The 20,383-nt window shown below is 60.7% G+C and carries 18 protein-coding genes and 1 tRNA gene; 6 read left to right on the top strand and 13 right to left on the bottom strand.

The window, feature by feature from the left end; translation table 11 throughout:
* Position 1: 1 nt before the first annotated feature.
* Both LJE98_RS00095 and LJE98_RS00090 read right to left on the bottom strand, forming a co-directional pair.
* Positions 2–1,717 (bottom strand): ATP-dependent nuclease, encoded by a 1,716-nt coding sequence (locus LJE98_RS00095; RefSeq protein WP_229572705.1) that lies wholly within the window; start codon positions 1,715–1,717, stop codon positions 2–4.
* 162 nt (positions 1,718–1,879) lie between these two features.
* A complete protein-coding gene (locus LJE98_RS00090) occupies positions 1,880–2,584 on the bottom strand; it encodes a recombinase family protein (protein ID WP_229572704.1) in 705 nt (234 codons plus the stop codon).
* Positions 2,585–2,703: 119 nt separating this feature from the next.
* On the opposite strand from LJE98_RS00090, the gene LJE98_RS00085 reads away from it, so the two are divergent.
* Positions 2,704–3,840 carry an FRG domain-containing protein gene (locus LJE98_RS00085; RefSeq protein WP_229572703.1) on the top strand — a complete coding sequence of 379 codons (1,137 nt, stop codon included), beginning with the start codon at positions 2,704–2,706 and terminating at the stop codon, positions 3,838–3,840.
* 486 nt (positions 3,841–4,326) lie between these two features.
* Here the strand turns inward: LJE98_RS00085 and LJE98_RS00080 are convergent, their stop codons facing one another.
* The 5 genes from LJE98_RS00080 to LJE98_RS00060 all read right to left on the bottom strand — a co-directional run bounded on the left by LJE98_RS00080 (position 4,327) and on the right by LJE98_RS00060 (position 10,726).
* Positions 4,327–5,229, bottom strand: coding sequence for a hypothetical protein (locus LJE98_RS00080; RefSeq protein ID WP_229572702.1), 903 nt, complete (start codon positions 5,227–5,229; stop codon positions 4,327–4,329).
* A 52-nt stretch (positions 5,230–5,281) separates the two neighbouring features.
* On the bottom strand, positions 5,282–6,607 hold the full coding sequence (locus LJE98_RS00075; RefSeq protein ID WP_229572701.1) for a tyrosine-type recombinase/integrase: 1,326 nt from the start codon (positions 6,605–6,607) through the stop codon (positions 5,282–5,284).
* Positions 6,608–6,815: 208 nt separating this feature from the next.
* Complete coding sequence (locus LJE98_RS00070; RefSeq protein WP_229572699.1) at positions 6,816–8,513, bottom strand: ABC transporter permease; 1,698 nt, start codon at positions 8,511–8,513, stop codon at positions 6,816–6,818.
* A 22-nt stretch (positions 8,514–8,535) separates the two neighbouring features.
* The gene (locus tag LJE98_RS00065) at positions 8,536–9,513 is read right to left on the bottom strand and encodes an ABC transporter substrate-binding protein (protein ID WP_229572698.1); all 978 of its coding nucleotides are present in this window, start codon (positions 9,511–9,513) and stop codon (positions 8,536–8,538) included.
* 91 nt (positions 9,514–9,604) lie between these two features.
* Positions 9,605–10,726, bottom strand: a complete 1,122-nt coding sequence (locus tag LJE98_RS00060) for an ABC transporter ATP-binding protein (protein ID WP_229572697.1) — start codon at positions 10,724–10,726, stop codon at positions 9,605–9,607.
* Between the two features lie 384 nt (positions 10,727–11,110).
* On the opposite strand from LJE98_RS00060, the gene LJE98_RS00055 reads away from it, so the two are divergent.
* Together LJE98_RS00055 and LJE98_RS00050 are read left to right on the top strand one after the other, a co-directional pair.
* Complete coding sequence (locus LJE98_RS00055; protein WP_229572695.1) at positions 11,111–12,034, top strand: fatty acid desaturase; 924 nt, start codon at positions 11,111–11,113, stop codon at positions 12,032–12,034.
* Between the two features lie 35 nt (positions 12,035–12,069).
* Entirely contained in the window at positions 12,070–12,858 is a 789-nt protein-coding gene (locus LJE98_RS00050) for a phosphate/phosphite/phosphonate ABC transporter substrate-binding protein (protein ID WP_229572693.1), read from the top strand.
* A 45-nt stretch (positions 12,859–12,903) separates the two neighbouring features.
* On the opposite strand, the gene LJE98_RS00045 is transcribed toward LJE98_RS00050, so the two are convergent.
* Both LJE98_RS00045 and LJE98_RS00040 read right to left on the bottom strand, forming a co-directional pair.
* Positions 12,904–13,164, bottom strand: coding sequence for a hypothetical protein (locus tag LJE98_RS00045; protein ID WP_229572692.1), 261 nt, complete (start codon positions 13,162–13,164; stop codon positions 12,904–12,906).
* A gap of 452 nt (positions 13,165–13,616) precedes the next feature.
* Positions 13,617–14,036, bottom strand: coding sequence for a hypothetical protein (locus tag LJE98_RS00040; protein WP_229572691.1), 420 nt, complete (start codon positions 14,034–14,036; stop codon positions 13,617–13,619).
* Positions 14,037–14,397: 361 nt separating this feature from the next.
* Here LJE98_RS00040 and LJE98_RS00035 point away from each other — a divergent pair.
* Both LJE98_RS00035 and LJE98_RS00030 read left to right on the top strand, forming a co-directional pair.
* Positions 14,398–14,474: transfer RNA gene (locus LJE98_RS00035), tRNA-Pro, on the top strand.
* 310 nt (positions 14,475–14,784) lie between these two features.
* Complete coding sequence (locus tag LJE98_RS00030) at positions 14,785–15,813, top strand: LacI family DNA-binding transcriptional regulator (protein WP_229572690.1); 1,029 nt, start codon at positions 14,785–14,787, stop codon at positions 15,811–15,813.
* 384 nt (positions 15,814–16,197) lie between these two features.
* Here the strand turns inward: LJE98_RS00030 and cysN are convergent, their stop codons facing one another.
* From cysN to LJE98_RS00015, 3 genes are all read right to left on the bottom strand, one after another.
* Positions 16,198–17,676, bottom strand: a complete 1,479-nt coding sequence (cysN, locus tag LJE98_RS00025; protein ID WP_229572689.1) for a sulfate adenylyltransferase subunit CysN — start codon at positions 17,674–17,676, stop codon at positions 16,198–16,200.
* Between the two features lies 1 nt (position 17,677).
* Positions 17,678–18,634: a sulfate adenylyltransferase subunit CysD gene (gene cysD, locus LJE98_RS00020; protein WP_229572687.1), complete on the bottom strand. Its 957-nt coding sequence runs from the start codon at positions 18,632–18,634 to the stop codon at positions 17,678–17,680.
* Positions 18,635–18,704: 70 nt separating this feature from the next.
* Positions 18,705–19,451 carry a phosphoadenylyl-sulfate reductase gene (locus LJE98_RS00015; protein WP_229572686.1) on the bottom strand — a complete coding sequence of 249 codons (747 nt, stop codon included), beginning with the start codon at positions 19,449–19,451 and terminating at the stop codon, positions 18,705–18,707.
* A gap of 221 nt (positions 19,452–19,672) precedes the next feature.
* Between LJE98_RS00015 and LJE98_RS00010 the strand changes: the two genes are divergently transcribed.
* Positions 19,673–20,104 carry an RrF2 family transcriptional regulator gene (locus LJE98_RS00010; RefSeq protein WP_229572684.1) on the top strand — a complete coding sequence of 144 codons (432 nt, stop codon included), beginning with the start codon at positions 19,673–19,675 and terminating at the stop codon, positions 20,102–20,104.
* Positions 20,105–20,194: 90 nt separating this feature from the next.
* On the opposite strand, the gene LJE98_RS00005 is transcribed toward LJE98_RS00010, so the two are convergent.
* The coding region (locus LJE98_RS00005) for a hypothetical protein (RefSeq protein WP_229572683.1) at positions 20,195–20,383 on the bottom strand (189 nt) is incomplete at its 5' end.

The raw sequence follows: 20,383 nt of genomic DNA, 5'->3' as shown, positions 1-20,383 counted from the left end.
TTCAGGCGCCAGGCTCAATGCGGGCTTCTACACTTGCGACAAAAGCATCCAAAGGACCAGCAATTTCAGCTTTGATAATCGACATTGCATTGTCTGCGGCATAGTCGGCCAACCAGTTTTTCAAAGACTGCTTGATATTATCAGACCAGGGCTTGCCAGCTTCCTTGAAAACTCTCTCCATCGACGCGGACCACTTTAGCTTGCCCTTACCTTTAGGCTTAGATTTTGGGTCAACTCCGAACTCTTCGATGAACGCTTTCTGGTAGACATTTTTGTCGTAAATGTCCTCAAGCTCGCTTTCTTCTAAATGTGGGACTGCGCATAGGGTAACTTCGGATATCTTAACTGACTTTGCAGCCAGGGCCTTCTCAACTGCCTTACGTGCTGCGTCATCGTCGTCGAGGAAAGATAAGATCCGACATGCAGCGGCGCTGTAGAACGATGCCTTTTGGGAGAGGGAACTGGCGCCGGACAAATGGTCAAATGTGATGTAGCCATTCGCCAACGCTGATCGGACAGCGGCACTTCGAGCAGACAATATGGCGCTCAACGCCTTCACATCGTCGGTCCCCTCAACAAGCAACACGAGGCTGGCATTGTGAAGGTTGTCTGCAAACCTTACTCCCAACGCTTCGCGAATTTCTGAAACGTGCTCAGCACACTTAGCCCGATTTGACTTAACTATTACTGTGTTTGTCAGGTTGTTTGCGTTCACAAATATTGGGGAGTGGCTGGATAGTACGATCTGATTGCTTTCGGAGAGGTCCTCAATCACCGACTTTAGTTCGTGAATTGCACTTGGATGCAAATGCGCCTCGGGCTCCTCAATGGCGATTATCGTGCTTTTGTGAGCACTGGTAGTCTCCGATGCGTGCCTCATTATTGCCAACGCAACCAAGCTCTGAACGCCATCTCCTTTTCGCTGAAGCTTCGTCTCGTTGCCGTCATCCAGAATTATGTCAATGTCGCGCCTCAGGGCGCTTTGTCGCGCTTCCCGTCTCGTTTGCAGCTTAACGGTTTTCACCGTTGGCAAGAACCCAGCAATTGTAGACCGGATCGTTTCGGCTAGGGCATCAAACACAGGCTTCTGTAGTGCTTCAATTTGATCTAGTGCTTGCCGTAGCATTGGGTCGTCATCAAGCGCCCTTAGTTCTGTGTCGAGTAGCGTATTGATAACACGACTGGCCGAGCTCGCCGTCCGAACCGCCGGAATGTATTCGAACCTTATTCGCCTGGAGACGAAATCCGCTATCCTAGTCGACTTCCTATTTAAAGTATCTTTTCCTTTTCCTGGCTTCTGAACAGATACATCGTACGTGTCGTCGCGACCAAACTCGAGCAATATGGGGAGCGTGCCATTTAGGTTGCTCTTAATATCTTGCTTAAACTCTAATATTTCTCCAGCGTCTAGGCTAAACTCTAGCGTTATCTTCGTCTTCTCATTTTGATGCTTCTGCTGCCTTCCGACGGGATAGTCAGTTTTCCAATCGTAACTGGTCATTCTTCTGGCTCGACTGGCTACTATCCTGCCATCTACTGTTCTGACTACGCTCAGGTGCCAATTGATCAGTGCGTCCATACCAAGCTTAAGCGCATGGAGGATGTTGGATTTACCCTCATTATTCGCGCCGACCAGCAGAGAGTAATTTGAGATGGGAATTTTGCGCGCGGTAGTGATGCTGCGATAATTCTCTACAGAAAACGAAACCAGCCTCATCCGCCCCACCCGTTCAACTTTGAATTGTTCCAAAGAAATGAGGTCGAACCAAATTGTCAAGCAGGGCGATGCAACTTTCCGCTGAGAACATCAGTATTCCTCGCCACACAATGCCGGTCAATCCGGGCAGTCCGCAGCGGGCCACTATCGCGGGCGCCCGATCTACAGATAAGCCAAAAGCCGTTGCACCTGCACTGCTGTCCAAGCCGAGCCTTTCCCGCTAGGGGTCTTGGCCTTCATCGCGGTCAACTGCCTGGCGATGGCCCCGAGAGAGGCCGCATCGCCAAGTCCTGCCCGGATCTCTTCGACCAATGGGACGAGGCTCCCCGCCGCTGCCTTGGCCTTGGCTTTACGCGCTTCTGTTGCCTTCTTGCGGGTCTCGCTAGTCAGTGTCATGACGGTCTGGCCTGTCGCCTTGTGCTGCCTCACTCCACCGAGCTTCTGCCCACGGGCCTTGGCTGCGGTCAGTGCATCTTTGGTCCGCTTCGAGATCGCGCGGGCCTCTTCTTCGGCGACCGCTGCGAGAATGTGAATGGTCATCCGGTTCACGCTGGGCATATCAGCCGCGACGAAGTCCACGCCGCTTTCCAAAAGACCGGAGACGAAGTGAACGTTACGGGCTAGGCGGTCTATCTTGGCCACGACCAGACGAGCACCCAAGGCCCGACACAAGGTCAAGGACTGCACAAGCTGGGGCCTGTCGCTCCGCTTGCCGCTCTCCACTTCGATGAACTCACGGGCTAGCTCGCCGCCTTCTCTGGCCATGTGAGCGGCGACGGCTGCACGCTGGGCTTCGAGGCCAAGACCAGAGCGGCCTTGCTCCTTGGTGGATACGCGGAGGTAGGAGACAAACAACGGAGAAGTCATCGGGTCGGTCCTTACATGAAAGCCAACGGACGTTGACAGAAACGTAATGCGATATATCTGGTGGATCTGTCAACAGAGGCAACAGGTCCAGGTTGAGCGGTCAACTCGATAGTGGTTTCATGAATGAAATGAATGTGGGGGATACAATGCAGGGACAATGGCAGGACATGACAGGCGATGGGGAGGTAATCGTTGTCGAGATTGATAGACGTGGGACAGGTTATGAGGGCCAGATCTATCTCTATCCACCCAACCTCGGCATTGCGGCGGTGGCCTATTTTTCCAGCGATACCGAGGGTCCAATCGTCAGGCAGAAGGTCGGCCTTACCTTCCACCAATATGGACGTGCCGCAGTGATTCCTATCGAGGAACTTAAACGGCACCATCCAGATCGACGCTGGCCGCAAGCTATCGAGCTGTCTCTGAAAGAGGAAAACGGAACCCTAACTGTCGAGGCCTTTGCCCAACTCCATGATGGACCAGAAACGACCGAAAGCGTGATCCTGCCAGCAAGCCAATCCACTGACGCCAGCGAGTTGAGCGCGGACGCGGAGATAGTGACCTGGGACAGCTTCAAGAAATTGGTTGGGGGCCTGGAGGTGGACCGTTACATATTCCGGGGTCAGCCTGTCCAAAAGAGGCTGCGGAGTTCATTCCACAGGACTAATCGCAAGTCTCTACTCACGTACATAAACTTCGATATTCCAAGGCTTCACCGGGCAATATCTACGTCAACAAGCACGTATTTCGATCTGACCGATGATAACCACTATGCAGCATTCATGAACTTGCTTCAGCATCATGGTTATCCTACGCCACTGCTTGATTGGACCCATTCCCCCTATGTTGCTTCCTACTTCGCTTTTCGACATGCGCGCCAAACGTCTGCCTCAGAAGATCGCGTACGCATATTCATGTTTGATGCGCGGAGGTGGAGAAAGGATTTTCCGCAGTACAATTCTTTGGTCTACACTCCACCGCATTTCTCTTTGTTGGAACCACTGGCACTTGAGAACCCGAGATCCGCGCCTCAGCAATCACTTTCGGCGATAGTTACGGTAGATGACGTAGAGGCGTACCTACAAAAGCTGGGAAAGCAAACATCTCATGACTACCTCAGGGTCTTTGATCTTCCTTATTCCGAGCGCAACAGCGTGCTGAAAGAACTCAGGTTTATGGGGATCACGGCAGCATCTCTCTTCCCCGGCTTCGATGGAATGTGCGAGGCGATGCGGATCCAGCATTTTGAGGGATAGAGGAGCGGGGCCGGGTCACGGGGGAAGCCGCGCGCATCTGATCAGAGATAGGGTCTCGAGTATGCTCCACCCCAAAAACATCCGGGGGCCTTCCTACCGCTGCCCCTCTAGCCCTTCCCCAGGCTGCTCATAGTGCAGAGCGCAACGAATGCCGTTGGGGGTCGGGGCAATGTTCAGGTCGCAGCCAAGGCCCACGGCACTGCGTGTGAGCAGATCGGGAAGCGAGACCCTAGGGCCGACCCGTGAGACCATCGCCGTGCCGTCGTACTGCCGTTGGAGCTTGCATCGAATGCAAACGACCCTGACCTTCTCACCGGACAAATGAGCTGAGAGACGGGACCCTGATAATGCGGCATGGCTAGTCCTATGAGACCGCCGCATGTGGTCTTGATGAAGTCGTTAGCGATATGGCGCAAGGCGGTGCGTTAGGCAAGCACGTTCAACGCATCCACTTAAAGAAGACGTAGGCCACACCGCTGCGGCTAACTAGGCAGAAGTCGCCATGGACAAACTGCCATTCAGCCCTTCTAAATCATCCACCACGTTCATCAAGTTTGCGAACTCGGAGCGTCCTGTTGGGGTATCCAACTTGGCGTCATAGTCGTGCAAAAGTCCCATGACTTTGCTGACGTGGCGTACCGTCCACAAGGAGGTGCCGTCGAGTGCGGTTAGGCCCAGCGGAACCGCCTCACCGTGGACTGTGTCGGTGACCATGAGGCCGCGCCGCAGCATATGCCCGATGTCATCTGGTAAACCTTGATCGGCCGTCACACCCTTCAGGGCCATTCCTTCTGCATGTCTGGCGGCTGCTGCCCGTTTGCGCAGGGCTTCGCTGTCAAAGCTTTTGTGGTCTCCAACCATGAGAAAGCGGACGTTATCGCGATGGACTGATGCAAACAGTAGGGCGTCCGACTGTCCCTTCCGCTTGCCGCCATGTGCGGGGGTGAAGTGAAAGTGGTGAATGTCGAACATGTTGACGGCGAAATCTAACGACCCGCTGCCCCCATCGGCCCAAGCAGGACCCCTGCGCTTCTTGCTGAGTTGCTGCACATAGCCGTGAGTTTGCACATATCGCGAGAGATAAGGCGACAGGTCTTCGCCTGTTGTGAATACCTGCATCAGATCCGCGAGGCGGGGCAGTAAATGGTCGGGCAGCGCGTCTTTCCAGAAATCGGATGCGAATTCAACGCGCCGGGGCCGCTTTGAGATTAGCCGGTCGATCCACGCCATGTAATGCTTGATCACGTAGGCTAGGGGCTCGCTGGCCAAATCTGCCCGCGCCTTTTCTTCATCAGGTGCACAAGGAATGGCGTCGATAAGAGCGGCCTTCAGGCTCCGCAAGCGCGGAGATAACGTTTCCTCTTTGGGGGACTTCGTGCGGCTGTCCATTCTTGTCACCCTCAGCAGTGCTGTGACCTCATGTAGATAGCGTCGCCCGCCGCTATGCAATCGGAAGCTTCACGCTCTCGACACATACCTTCATTAGTTCCAGCGGTTGTGCCTTGGAATACGTGCCGTACGTGATGTTGACGCCCTTCGAATGGCCCATGACGCGCGCCACCAAGGTTTCATGATGCCCCGCCATCTCGCACTCATGCGCAAACCAGCGGCGGAACGAATGGAAATCGACCCGCGACCGCTTCTGGCCTTCTGGGACTTCATCGACCCCAACTGATCGGCGATACGTGGCGAACCGCTTTGAGACGGCCATAGTACGCGCGCCATCCCATCCACTGTCTGGGAAGTCTGGGAAGATGAACAGTTCGGGGCCTTTGGTCTCGCCCGTTTTCGCATCCTTGGTCCGCCGTGTGACGATAGCCGCAAGACCGGGATGAATGGGAACCTTCCGAATACCAGCCTTGGTCTTCGACTTACGGATGTTGAAGACCCCGCCTTCGCAATCCTTGACGCGAAGCTGCCCAATCTCCTCAAGACGCATCCCAGACAGGGCCGCAATGCGCATGAGGTCGGCAAGGTCTTGGTCGGCATCGCCAGCTAGGAGTGCCTTCATCTCGTCTTCTGTGAAGGCGCGTGGCTCATGTTCACTATCTTCGCCCTGTTGCCAGCTCTTCACCTTTGGCAGCGACTTGCCACCCCAAGGGTTTAGCGTGTCGCTATTCAAGACGCCGTTCTTGATCAACCATCTCCAGTAGCTGGATAGGAGGCTGATCTTTTTGTTGATGGTCCGCGTGTCCTTTTTGACCGGCACAAGGAACTGGTCGCGGAATTCCCCAGCGGTACGGCTGTCGAGGGCCTGAACAGTCTGTGGGCGGTTCGCTTCGGCAAGCCAACCGTCTAGCTCTCTGACTGCCGTGCGGGCGTCCGCATTGGTCCTAGCTGCCATTCCTGCCTTGTCGAGGTAGCGGTCGAGATGTGTCGTGATGGGGTCGGCCTTGCCCGTGGCAATCTGATGGAACTGCCGGGCAGTGTCCGGGCCAAGTCGTGAAGCAATCTCATCTGTCTTGGCGTCGAGGGCCGCCGCTAGCATCTCGCGCGTCTCACGGGCTGCGATTGGTGTTGACCGTATTTCCTCGCGCACCTCCATTGCCCATGCCGTTAGATTGGCGTCGGGCTGGCCTGTCGAGGCTTCCACGTTGCGCTGCACTTCGCCCTTGATTTCTGCGACCACACCCCAGCGGAGAGCCTGTGCGGTTTTCAGGTCGCGGGTCTTGAGAGAACGAATGATGCGCTTGCGACCTAGGGTCTCGCGATACTCACGGGGAACGTCCACCGACACATACCAGACGCCATGCGCCACCTTCTGCATGAGGTATCGCCTATCACCCGGCCAGCCGCCTAAAATCATCCCGCCCATACCTCTGCCCCCACCTTTCTGCCCCCACCTCTGAGGGTAAATAGTGGTGCAATATCAACGATATCATGAGGTTGTCAAAGGCTTTCTGGGGGTCCTGGCGCCCCAGCCACTGTTCAAATGTCCGTCCCGACGACGCCGGCCTTGGCCGATTGTCTGCTCCTCAGTCCATCCAGGGCAGCGTGCCCCGTGGCAGCTTCAGGCTGGCCAGTGTGGCGATGGCCGCCAGCGTGAGCACCAGAAGCGTGGAGAGCACCGCGACGGCGGCGGCGGCGGTGGAATTGCCTTCGTATTGCAGCGCGAAGATCATCACCCCGATCGTCTCGGTGCCGGACGACCAGAGCAGGGCCGAAAGCGTCAGTTCGTTGAGGGCGGTCATCACCACCAGGATCGCGCCGGCAGCGGCGGCCGGCAGGATACCCGGCAGAAAGATCGACAGGATCCGCCGGGAAAGCCCGGCGCCGGTCACGCGCGCGGCTTCGTCCAGCGAGGGATCGACCGATTGCGCGGCAGCGGCGACCGGCCGCAGCACCAGCGGCAGGAAACGGGCGAGATAGGCGGTGACGAGGATCGCCATTGTCCCGTAGATCGAGATCCCGATGATCGGCAGTGGTTTGAGGAAGGCGAGGATCATGCCGAGCGCCACCACCGTGCCGGGAACGACCCAGGGCGCTTCGATGACGATGTCGAGCAGCCGCAGCAGCGGATGGTTGCGGCGCACCGACAGAAAGGCGAGCGGCACGGCAACCAGCATCGAGATCCCGGCGGCGACGGTGGCGAGCATCAGGGAATTGGCGAAGGCTCGGCGCACGGTATCGTTGGCGAGCACGGCGCGAAACTGATCAAGGCTCACGGTGTCCGGCCCGAAGGCGACCCCGATCGCGGGCAGAAGTGCGGTCATGGTCAGCGCCGCGAGCGGCACGAGAGACAGGAACAGCACCAGGATCCACAAGAGGATCTCGACCACCGGCGCAGGGCGGCGGGGCAGAAGGGGCGCGCCTGCCGGCAGCGGGACGGCGATGCGCGCCGTCAAGACATTGCGCAGGACGATGGCGAGCGCAGCCATCGCGGCAAGCACCAGCGCAAGCGTCGCCACCTGACCGGCGGCGGCCGGGCCAAAGCCGTTGAGCCGCTGATAGATCAGCGTCGTCAGGACCGAGATCCGACCGGGTATGCCGAGCAGCGCCGGAACGCCGAAATTGCCGATCGCGGCCGTGAAAGCGATCAGGCTGCCGGCCAGAACCGAGGGCATGACGATCGGCAGAACGATGCCGGTTCCGATGCGGCGTGGCGAAATGCCGAGAATGCGGGCAGCCTCGACGAGATCGGCCGGCAGGGCCCGGAGTGCGGCGCGCACGGCGATGAAGACGAGCGGCATGTGTTCGATGCCCATGACCAGCGCGATCCCGCCCGTCGAGTAGAGCGGATTGGTGGTACCCGGCGGGGGGGCGAGCCCGAGCGGTTTGAGGATCGGCGATTGCGCGCCGAAGAGCTCGATCCAGGCGAGCGCCATGGTCTGCGACGGCACGATCAGCGGCATCAGGATGAGGAAGGTCAGCGCCACACGCGTCCTGAGCTTGAGCAGGCTGACGGCGAAGGCGAGGGCCACGCCGAGCAGGGTGGAGACGACGACGGAGAAGAGCGCGGTCTGCAGCGTGCCCGAGAGCGCGCGCAGCGTCGAGCGACTGGAAAGTGTTGCAATCATCAGCCCGAGCGGCGTGCCGTCCTCGCCGGGCTGGAAGGCACTGGCGAACAGCCGGGCAAGCGGCCAGAGGGTCGTTGCGGTGACGTAGAGGAAGAGAAGGGAGACGAGCAGATGCTCGCCTCCCGAAGCTTGCTGGCCGGTTTGAAGTCTGGCCATTGCGGGTCTGCGCATCGAGATATCAGCCGCCAAAGAGGTCGGCGAATTTTTCCTTGTTCTCGGTATCAGCCTTCAGCATGGCATCGCTGTCGGTCGGCAGGATCTTCAGCGTGGCAAGCGCCGGATAACCTTCCGGCTGGGCGACTTCGGGCAGGATCGGGAAATAGCCCTGCGCGGCTGCCTGCTGCTGGGAAGTCTTGGAGAGCTGCCAGGCGACGAAGGTCTTGGCGGCGTCGACCGTATCCGACCCCTTGAGCACGGCGACCGGCTGGGTGATCGAGCTTACGCCCTCTGTCGGGAAGACGAAATCGACAGATGAGCCCTTCTTCTTGGCATTGAGCGCCATGTATTCGATGATGATGCCATAGGCCTTTTCACCGCGAGCGACGGCCTCGATGACCGTACCATTGCCCTGGCCGGCAACGGCGCCGGCATCTGCCAGCTTTTCATAATAGGCCCAGCCGAAGTCCGGCTGCTGCGTCATCGTGCCGACATGGATGACGGCCGCACCCGAATAGAGCGGGCTCGGCATGATCAGGCTTTTCGCCGCATCGGCTTCCAGCAGATCGTTCCAGCTCGTCGGCGCGGTCTTCACCAGATCGGTGTTGTAGACGATGCCGGTCGTGATCACCTTGGTGCCGAAAAAGGTCTTGTCGGCATCGATGAACGCAGGGTCGACACCCTCGACGGGGGCATCGGTGAAGGCGAGAAGGCGATCGTCGTTCTTCAGCTGGGTCATCGCGACAGTGTCGGCGATCAGGATGACGTCGGCGGGGCTGTTGCCGGCGGCATATTCCGCCTGCAGCTTGGCCATGACTTCGGTCGTGCCGGAGCGGAAGAGTTCGACCTTGATCTCCGGATGGTCGGCGTTGAAGGCTTCGATGACCTGGGTCATCTGGTCCTGCGGCTGGGAGGTGTAGACGGTGATTGTGTCTTCGGCTGCGGCCTGGAAGGCGAGACCGGCAAGGAAGGTGGTGGCGACGAGCGTGCGGATGAACATGGAAACCTCGTTGAAAGGGCGGGGCGCCACCAAGGCGACCGGCCCGGACGATGGGGGAAGAGGCTGCCGCAGGGGCAGATGCGGTTTTCGCCTAGCGCAGCGAGATGACGGCCGGACGACAGGCCGATGATCTTCCCGTGACATCGACCGCGCCGTGGCCGGTGTCGCCATCGCCGATCACCCAGCCGCCGGTGAAGGCGAGTTCGATCGGTGTGCCGGGCGCCAACCGCTCCGCAAGCGGTACGCTGACCACGTCGCCATCGATCTCGCTCGGCAGGCAATGGCTCAGAAAGGCGCCGTTCTGAAACACCTGGCCGACGAGTTCGGTCTTGAGATGCCCGCCCTCGGCCACGCGCCTGAGATCCGAGGCATGGAACGAGAGCCAGCCATACCCGACGGGGGCGTCCCCCGGCATGTCGAGAAGTTGCTGACCGAGCATCACCCGGGTTTGGCCGCCTTCGGACCTGACCACCCTGACCGGCAAGGTCCGCCCACGCCCGATGAAGCGGGCGACCATGGGCGAAGCCGGCCGGCGATAGAGCTCTTCCGGTGTGCCGACTTGCTCCAGCCGGCCCCGGTCCATGACCGCGACATGGCTGGCGACAGCCATGGCCTCGTCCTGGTCATGGGTGACGAAGACGAAGGTGGCCCCCGTCAGGCTGTGGATGCGGCGGAATTCGGCAAGCATTGTCTCGCGCAGATGCGCGTCGAGATTGGCAAGCGGCTCGTCGAGCAGGATCAGTTGCGGCCGGGTGGCAAGCGAACGGGCCAGCGCCACCCGCTGGCGCTGGCCGCCCGAGAGTTCGTGCGGGCGGCGGTCGCCGAGGCCGCGTAAGCCGACGACGTCGAGCACCTCGTCGATCCGCGCCGCGCGTTCCTCTGCAGTGAGCCGCGCCACCTTCAGCCCGAATTCGATATTGCCGCGCACGCTCATGGTTGGCCAAAGAGCATAGGACTGGAAGACCATGCCGATCCGGCGCTGTTCCGGCGGCACGAATGCCGAGCTCCCGGCCACCACATGCTCGTCGAAGCGGATCTCGCCGTGATCGGGCACCTCGAGCCCGGCAATCAGCCGCAGAAGCGTTGTCTTGCCGCAGCCGGACGGCCCGAGCAGGGCGAGAAAGGCACCGTCGGGAATGGCGAGCGACACCGCATCCAGCGCCTGGAAGCGATCGAAGCGTTTGGAAATGGCTTTGAGCGTCAGGCGCGGCAAGGCTTGGTTCTCCGGGTCATCGGGGTCCTATGCCATGGACAGATGACGCCAGGATGAAACCTGCTGATGTACCGTAAATGCGCCCCGGTGATCGCATGGCGATCCGGCTGGCTGGACATTTCGGGTCGCAGACCAGACCGCCGTTTTCCCGCCCGTCAGCCTGCCATCGCTCGCAGCAGCCATCGTGGCCGCAGCAGGTCTCGCCGTGGTACCTGCCTCATCGCGCGTCGTGATGAAGGCGGGCATGCCGGCATCCTGTGACGTCGGTTGAGAAATGGACCTTATCCTGCTCGTTTCGCGGCGGAACATGGCGCATTTGCTTCAGCGAATCGCTTGAAATTCAGCTAGTGTCATGTTCCATGGGGATAGCCACATGGGGACTGCATGGCACATCTTGCCGAGGGTGAGATCGCAATACCGCGCATCGCGCGCATCGAATGGCCGACCGTCGCATTGGCCTTTCTGATCTACGGGGGCTTTCTTGGCCTCACTTACTTCTGGCGCGACATTCCAATCTGGATCCTCGTGCCGTCAGGCGCCTGGCTGATTGCCTGGCATGGCTCACTTCAACACGAGGTGATTCACAACCACCCGACCCGCCATGTCTTCATCAACGATGCGATCGGCGTTCCGCCGATCTCGCTTTGGCTGCCCTATCACGTCTACAAGCAGAGCCATCTCGCCCATCACCGTGACGAGCATCTGACCGATCCGATCGAGGATCCGGAATCCTATTATTTCACCAGCAAGGATTGGGAGCGCTTCGGCTGGTTCGGCCGCGGCCTGCGCGAATTCAACCTCACGCTTGCCGGCCGCCTGACCGTCGGCCCCGCCATCATTCTCGGTTCCTTCCTCTGGCATGAGGCCGTGAAGGTGATCCGCGGCGAGGGCGATAGCCGGCGTCTCTGGGCAGGCCATGCGCTGGGTGTCCTGGTCGTGCTCTGGTGGGTTCTTGCCGTTTGCGACATGCCTTTCCTGCTGTTCTTCTTCGGCTTCGTCTATTGCGGCACGGCGCTCTCGCGCCTGCGCTCCTATGCCGAACACCGCTTTGCCGATGACCACGAGGAGCGCACGGCCATCGTCGAGCGCACGCCGCTATTCGGCCTGCTCTTTCTCCACAACAACCTGCATGTCCTGCATCACCGCGTGCCGGCGCTGCCCTGGTACATGCTGCCCCGCTTCTACGAGAAACATCGCGATTTCCTCGTCCGTCTCAACGGCGGTCTCGTCTATCGCGGCTATTTCGACGTCGCCCGCCGCTATTTCTTCCACAAGCATGATGGGCCGACCCATCCGAGGTATTCCTGAGCGCGGTGGGAGAGGCGAGGCTTGCGAGCCTCGCAATGTATGTCGCCCCCGCTGTCGTGGTGGAGGCGCAGCGTCTCTTCTGGGCCTTCCTGCGGGAGCACCTGCGCCAGGACGGCATCCCCGGAGTGCCAGAAACGCTCGACGAGGATATTGCGCCTCATGACGCCTGGCTGAACCCGCGTCTGCTGCTCGCCCAGACCTGCGGCTTTCCCTTCGTCAAGCATCTGAGGGGCCGCGTGCGTCTCGTTGCCACCCCTGTCTATCAAGCACCGGGCTGTCAGGGGCCGACCATGTGCAGCGTCATCGTCGTCCGCGAAGAGGGGGCCCCGCCCAGTCTCGCCGCCTGCGCGGGCCTGGCTGTCGCGATCAACGAGAGGGGCAGCAATTCCGGCTATAATCTCCTGCGTGCTGCCGTCGCCCCCCATGCGGGTGGCAAACCCTTCTTCTCGAGTGTAACCGAGACCGGTGGCCATCTGGCCAGCATGGAGGCGGTTCGCGCGGGCAAGGCGGATCTGGCAGCGATCGACTGCATCACCTACGATCTCCTGCGCCGCCACGCACCGGGGCGCCTGGAGGGGCTCTCCATCCTGACGCAAACCCCTGCCGGACCCAATCTTCCCTTCATCACCCGGCTTTCAGCGAGTTACGGTGAAGTCGCTTCCATTCGGAACGCCCTGAAGGCTGCGGTTGCGAAACCGGAACTCGCCGAGGCGCGAGCGATCCTTGGCCTCACCGACGTCGTGGTGCTGGAGGAAAGCGCCTACGACCTCCTGCTTCAGCATGAACGGACAGCGACCGACGCCGGATATCCCGATCTGCCCTGACGCCCCCCTCAGGCGGATGTAAGTTCGATGGCCCGTCTGAACAGCTCACAGCTTCACCTTGACGGGTCGCCAGACGATGGTTTCCGGCGTGCGGTCATAGGGGTTGTCCATGATCGTCACCTTGCAGTTTCGCGTGTCGCAATGGGTGCAGCGAAATTTCAGCGAGAAAGGGTCGCGGCCGTGTCCATAAAAGGTCGCCAGGTCCTTCGCCATGAAGCGTCCCTGGTTCTGGCATTCGCGGCAGGTGGCGACCACCAGCATGTTGTGGCGAAGGGCTTTTCCGAGGGTGTCGATTGTCTGGGTCATGGCCTTGATCTTGAACAAAACAAGAACATCGTCAAGTGAGAACATGATCACGAAACGCTGGAAGCGTTGGTTTTCAAGGCTTTTCACGGGATTGGGAGCCGTTGCCAACGAACTTGTGCCGGGCCGGCTAGGTCACTGAAAATTAACCATAAATTCTTCGGCTTGTAAGCCAACTGTTAACCTTGATCTCTCTATAAAGAATGCGCTTCCACCAAGGTAATGCGTCGCGAAGCGCACGGTTTCTGTATTGCGTATCGGGGAGAGCGTCATCCACGGCGCTCTCCCGTTTACGCCGTCAACCGCGCGTTGATGGGCATGAGGCCCCATGGCGGGATCATCTGCGATCCGCCGACTGGAAGTCATCCCAATTCGATTTGAAGACATGAGAAAGCCTCCGCGCCGTGTCGGCGGGAGGCTTTCAATTCGGGAACTGCAGGTCTGCCGGCTCGAACTCAGCCGGCCGTCAGGAACTCCGCGCAATAGCTCTTGCCACCATTGATGCCGGGACGGTCAACGACGGTACGCACGCTGCGGATGATATAGTCGGATGACACCGTCAGCTGGACTTCGCAGCGCAGATACTCGGTGCGGGCACGGGTCAGCATCTTGCCCTTCTTGCCGTCGCCGAGATCCTCGAAGGTCGCCGGCACGACGCGGGTGTTGAAACCGCCGCGCCAGGTGTAGAGCGTCGATGCGCCCGCCGCCGTATCCGAGACCGGCGGACCGAACTTGGCGAAAAAGGTACCGGCCTGCTGGCCGTTCCAGCGCGTTTCGATCTCGTTTTTCGGGACACCGCCAGTCGTCGTGCAGCCGGCGGCTGCAAGGCAGAACGCTGCGATCAGTCCTGTTGTCGTGCTCTTCAGCAAAGTCATTGTCAGTGTCCCTCGAACCCCATGAAAGGTCTGTGCGGCGACCATGGTCGCCATGCCGCCTGCCGCACACGGCCCACGACTGCTTTACTGCGAAACGCCCGGGCGTGAAACGGAGGGGAGATGGTTACCAGCGCAATTTTTCGCCCGGTGTCTTCTCGGCAACGGCCACTCCGGCGAGCGCCTCCCACAAGGCATGCGGCACCGCCCCGCCAGCCGTCTCTCGTGCCTGAACATTGCTTCATCTGGAATGTTATCATCGGCATGCGCCGGTCCGTCATCAATTCTTCAAATTTCTCGCCGCTTTTTGCGTTTCCCTGCTTGTACAACGAAAATCACTGGTCTATAGAAGCGCCGCTGGTCACGGAGTGTAGCGCAGCCTGGTAGCGCACCACGTTCGGGACGTGGGGGTCGGATGTTCGAATCATCTCACTCCGACCAGCTTAAATCCCGACCAATCCCCTGTTGCAAAAAGACTTTCGCTCTCCTGAGGGCGAGCGGCCGCCGCTGGCGGCTCGACCATGCAGACGGGGATGAACCTCAGAAATTGGTATCTGCGACAAACAGTGATGCTGAACACGCATCACTAGACCGCCCGATTTCTCCGATGACGGCCTGCAAACCATTGCTGCAACAAGAAGATTAGGTTATCTTGAATTGTTGTCGGGGCACTCGGCGTTGGACGATACGATAGGCGCCTGATCCACCGAAAAAATGAAATCCAACCGGTTCGGAGGGTATGGCGCCAGGAATGAGAAAGCGTCGACAGCGTCAGGACAAGGTCACCCTGTCCGATGTGGCGCAGAACGCCGGTGTCAGCGCGATCACCGTCTCGCGGGCGCTGCGCGATCCGGAAAAAGTCTCCCCGCATCTGCGTGATACGATCCTCAGGATTGTCGAAGAGATGGGCTATGTGCCCGATCTCGCCGCCCGGGCGCTCGCCAGCAAGAACAGCGGCCTTGTCGGCGTCATTTCCCCCGGTCTCGCCAGTCACGTCTTCGTCGCTGTCATCAGGGGAATCGAGGATCGCGTCCGGTCCTCCGACCTTCGCATCCAGTATGCGAGTTCCGACAGCAACAGCGAGGATCAGCTTCGGCAGTTGCGCTTCTTTGTCTCGCAGAACCCGGCGGGGCTGATCCATGTCGGTCAGATGCCGGATCCTGCCATCGACGAGCTTCTCCGATCCGCGCCCTGTCCCGTCGTGGAAATCATGGATATCAGCCGGCCGCCGTCCGACATGGTCATCGGCATCGATCACCGGCTGGCAGCGGAGACGGCCACCCGTCATCTGATCGCGAAGGGTTATCGTCGCATCGCCATGCTCGGCAGCGGCTCGGATTTCCGCGCCCGTCGCCGCTTGGAAGGCTATCAGACGGTTCTGGAAGAGGCGGGCCTGTTTGACCCGGCACTGGTCCTGTCGGTCGACAGCAGCAGCAGTGTCGGCCTCGGCTGCGAACTGCTCGAACGTCTCAAGAGTGAACATCCCGACGCTGATGCCGCCTTCTGTCAGAACGACGACATTGCGCTCGGCGCGCTCTTCGAATGCCAGCGCCGCGGATTGTCCGTTCCGACCGAGTTCGGCATATGCGGTTTCAACGATCTTGAATATGCGGGTTTCGCCTTCCCGGCCATTACCTCCGTGCGTGTCCCCCGCTATGAAATCGGTTACCGCGCCGCCGACACGATCATTCGTGCCGCCGGTAGCGGCATGCCCCCGCCGACCTTGGTCGATCTCGGCTTCCAGCTCATCGAGCGCGGCTCGACCGCCCGCGAAGGGTGAGTTTGCCGAAGGGCAAGCGCGCGCACCTCTTCTGCCACGACGACAATCCGCCGTCCGAGTGAACGGCACACTTGGCTTCGCCGCCCGCGTCGAGGGCAAGCCGACTGGTCTGGAAGCGGCGAGTTCCGCCCGAAGATCAAGCACGCCCCGCGCGGTGGCCATTGCATGCGCTCAGCCGATAGACATGCAGACAGACCGGTTCCTGCGATCGGCAGCATCCGCGGTCTCGTTGTCCTCCCGCCTCGCTGTCCAGCGCCGCCTTCAGCATGTCCGCAAAGGGCTTCACCTGCCTTTTGGGATGCACACCCGGCCGGCCCATGGAATCAACGCATAAAAACGGCCCGCGCAAGGCGGGCCGCTTTGGGTCGGCGTTGCAATGCCGTCTCAACCGTCGATGTCGTCCAGAAGCGCACGCGCGATGGCCGTGGTCACGCGGCGTGTCTCCACTTCGTCGCGACGGCTGGCGAGCAATTCGGTTGCCAGCAGTTGTTCGGCGAGATCGGATGGCAGCGACAGGATCACGCGGCCCTCATGAGCGTTCAGCCCGCCGAGCTCGGTGCGCTTGGCCGTGATCATGCCGCCGGCGACCGTATTGTTGGTATCCGGATCGATCAGGATGAAGGCGCCGGTGCCGCGGTTCACGTCGTAGGGGTCGAAGATCGCGGCCTCGTCGAAGGCGAGCTGCACCTTGCCGATCGCATTCATCTGCAGCATCTCGGCCGGCTGCCACTTGCCCGACTTGAGGTCGAGCTGCTGTGCCGGCTCAACCTGCACACGCTGGCGGCGTGAGCCGGCCTTCAGCCAGTAGCGCTTGCCGGGCACGATGCCGTCAGGCTGCAGCGCCACGATCTGGGCGTCGAAGGCAAGGCCCGTCTGCGGCTGGGCATCGAGCGAGACGATCATGTCGCCACGCGCCACGTCCACCTGCCGGTCGAGCACCAGCGTGATGGCGTCGCCCGCGACGGCGGCATTGCGCACCAGGTCGAAGGTGACGATCTGCTTGACGTTCGCCACCTGACCGGAGGGCAGGATGGCGACGCTGTCGCCGGGCTTTACCGCACCGCCGGCGACCGTGCCCTGATAGCCGCGGAAACTTTCACCCGGACGCGAGACGCGCTGGACGGGCAGCCGGAAGCCGGTCGACTGGCCGGAGCGCAGCGTCGCCAGCTCCAGCGTCTCGACCAGGGTCGGGCCTTCGTACCATGGGATCACCGAGCGTGCCGAATAGACGACGTTTTCGCCCTTCAGCGCCGACATCGGGATCGCGGTCACCTGGCGCACGCCGAGCGACAGCGCCAGTGCCTTGAAATCATTGCTGATCTGGTCGAACACGGCGCGGTCGTAGGCGACCAGGTCGAATTTGTTGACCGCCAGCACGAACTGCTTGATGCCCATCAGCGAGGCAATGGTGGCATGGCGGCGGGTCTGCTCGAGCAGGCCGGCCCGCGCATCGACCAGCAGGATGGCGAGATCCGCCGTCGAGGCGCCGGTCGCCATGTTGCGGGTATACTGCTCGTGGCCGGGCGTGTCGGCGACGATGAAGGAGCGCCGGTCGGTGGCAAAATAGCGATAGGCGACATCAATGGTGATGCCCTGTTCGCGCTCTGCCTGCAGACCGTCGAGCAGCAGCGCGAAATCGGGCAGGCCGAGATCGTTCTGCTGGCCCGAGTCACGGCGCAGCGTCACCGCCTGGTCTTCCTTGACCGCCTTGGTGTCCCAGAGCAGGCGACCGATCAGCGTCGACTTGCCGTCGTCGACAGAGCCACAGGTGATCAGACGCAGCGGGCGGCTATCGCGCGTGGCCGGTGCTGTGTCAGCCTCGGGAGCGGGGGAGGCGAGGGCGGTGTTGGCAACTGCAGTCATCTCAGAAATATCCTTCGCGCTTCTTCTTTTCCATCGATCCGGCCTGATCGCGGTCGATGGCGCGGCCCTGGCGTTCGGAGACGGTGGCGATTTCGAGTTCGGCGATCACCTCGTCGAGCGTGGTCGCCTGCGAGCGGATGCCGCCGGTCAGCGGCCAGCAACCGAGCGTGCGGAAACGCAGCATGCCTTCCTGGATCTGCTCGCCGGGGAGCGGCTCGAAGCGCGGATCTTCGGCCCACATCAGCATGCCGTCGCGCTCCACATACTTCTGCTTCTTCGCATAATAGAGCGGCGGCAGTTCGATGTTTTCGGCCTGGATGTAGCGCCAGATGTCGACTTCGGTCCAGTTCGACAGCGGGAAGGCCCGTACGCTCTCGCCGCGGCGGACCATGCCGTTATAGATGTTCCACAGCTCCGGCCGCTGGTTGCGCGGATCCCATTTGTGATCGGGCGTGCGGAAGGAATAGATGCGCTCCTTGGCGCGGGAGGCCTCTTCGTCGCGCCGCGCACCGCCGAAGGCCGCGTCGTATTTGCCGGCATCCAGCGCCTGGCGCAGTGCTTCTGTCTTCATCACGTCGGTATGATGGGACGAGCCGTGGCTGAATGGGCCGATGCCCTCTTCCTTGCCGCGCGGATTGGTGTGCACGATGAGATCGAGGTCGAATTTTTCCGCCGTCGCGTCACGGAACGCGATCATTTCCGGAAACTTCCAGCCCGTGTCGACATGCAGCAGCGGGAAAGGCACGCGACCGGGGAAGAAGGCCTTGCGCGCGAGATGCAGGAGGACGGACGAATCCTTACCGATCGAATAGAGCATGACCGGCTTTTCAAACTCGGCCGCCACTTCGCGAAAGATGTAGATGGCTTCGTTCTCAAGCGCCTTCAGATGCGGATCGAGCGGCGGCTTGGTGACGGGATCCTTGGAATGCGGATCGAATTCGGAGGCGTGTACGTGCATGGTCTTCTTTTCTTTCCCTGGGCTGTGGCCCGAAATCTCTGTCTTGCTGTGCGCGGGATCGTGCCAGCCGTCAGGCCGGCGTCGGGATCGCGGATGAAGCGGCTTCCGGAACATGCAGCCCGCATTCCCGCTTTTCGTCATTCTCCCACCACCAGCGGCCGGCGCGTTCCGGCTCGCCCGGCTTGATCGCCCGGGTGCAGGGTTCGCAGCCAATAGAGGGGTAGCCTTTGCGGTGCAGCGGATTGGTCGGAACGCTCTCGGCCTCGACATAGGCGTTGATGTCGTCGAGCGACCAGTCGGCCAGCGGGTTCACCTTGATCAGGTCGCGCTCGGCGTCATATTCGGCAAAGGGCGTGGCCGCCCGATTGCCGGATTGGGAGCGGCGCAAGCCCGTGATCCAGAAGCGGGCGCCGGCAAGCGCCTCCGCCAGCGGAACCAGCTTGCGCACATGACAGCAGGCATGCCGGGCTTCGACGCTTTCATAAAAGCCGTTCAATCCGTATCTCGCCGCATAGGCATCGATATCGTCTTGGCTGGGATGAAACCGCTTGATCGCGATGCCGAAGCGGTCCTCGGTCTCGGAGATCAGGTCGACAGTTTCCTTGAATAGGCGACCGGTCTCGAGCGTCGACACGTCGATCGGCAGACCGGATAGTCCGATCGCGGCCGTGATCACCTGGTCCTCGATGCCGAGCGAGGTGGTGAAGACGACGCGGCCGTCGAGGCCGGCGACGATGCGGAGGCGTTCGGTGAGGTTTGCCGATGCGAGTTGCTGGTCCAGTGCTCTGGCCAGGTCTGTGGAAGTGTCTACAGTCATCTTGGGGTCCCTGCTCAGTCTCGCCATTATCTGGCAAGAGCAGCGGTGCGGACAGAAATCGACGTTCGCCGAGCCGCAGACAAAGAGCAAATATCTCTCTCCTATGCGCTAATCGCGGCAATTCGTCCTGCGTCTCGGAAATGGCCCTTGGAACGACTGGTTGAAGTGCGCTATGGCCGGAACCAGGATTTTGGAACGTTTCTGGCAGGCGCTGACGATCGATGATCACACAGAAAGCCAAATATGCGCTGAGGGCGCTGACGCTTCTCGCCCGCGCCGAGCCGGGTGAGCCGATCCAGATTCCCGACATCGCCGACAAGCAGAAGATCCCGAAGAAATTCCTCGAGCAGATCATGCTCGACCTGAAGCGCGGCGGCATGGTCGAAAGTCGCCGGGGCAAGCAGGGGGGCTATCTTCTCCTCAGGCCGGCAAGCGACATTACCTATGGTGAGGTGTTGCGGCTGATCGATGGTCCCGTGGCACCTTTGCCCTGCCTGTCACTCACCGCCTATCGCCGCTGCGAGGATTGCGACGGCGAGACCGACTGCGAAATCCGCCGCGTCTTTGCGCGCGTCGCCGATGAGACCCGGGCCGTACTGCTCTCCACGAGCCTTGCGGATGCCGCAGGCGAGGTGGTCGAACGTCCTCACTGAACGGGCCGGGCGGAAGGTCTTTCACAACGTCCCTACAAACGAAAAAAGGCCCCGGGGCCGAAGCCCCGAGGCCCACCACGCACCCTTGGATCAGGAAGCGTTGGAAACCGTGCGGTTGACGAGGGTCACCGTCTTGTCGGCATTGACCTTGTAGATCTCGTGGACATCGCGGCCGTCACCGTTTGCAAACGTGTGGAAGAAGGTCGAACCAACAGGTGCCTTTTCCAGCTGAACAGTGGCGTTGTCATAGGTGATCGAACCCGGGATCGGCTGGACGGA

Origin of the sequence: Rhizobium sp. 'Codium 1' (assembly GCF_020889605.1) — a bacterium.
Lineage (GTDB): Bacteria > Pseudomonadota > Alphaproteobacteria > Rhizobiales > Rhizobiaceae > Allorhizobium > Allorhizobium algae.
Note: the sequence above shows the minus strand (reverse complement) of the source record. Positions and strands in the feature narration are given on the sequence as shown.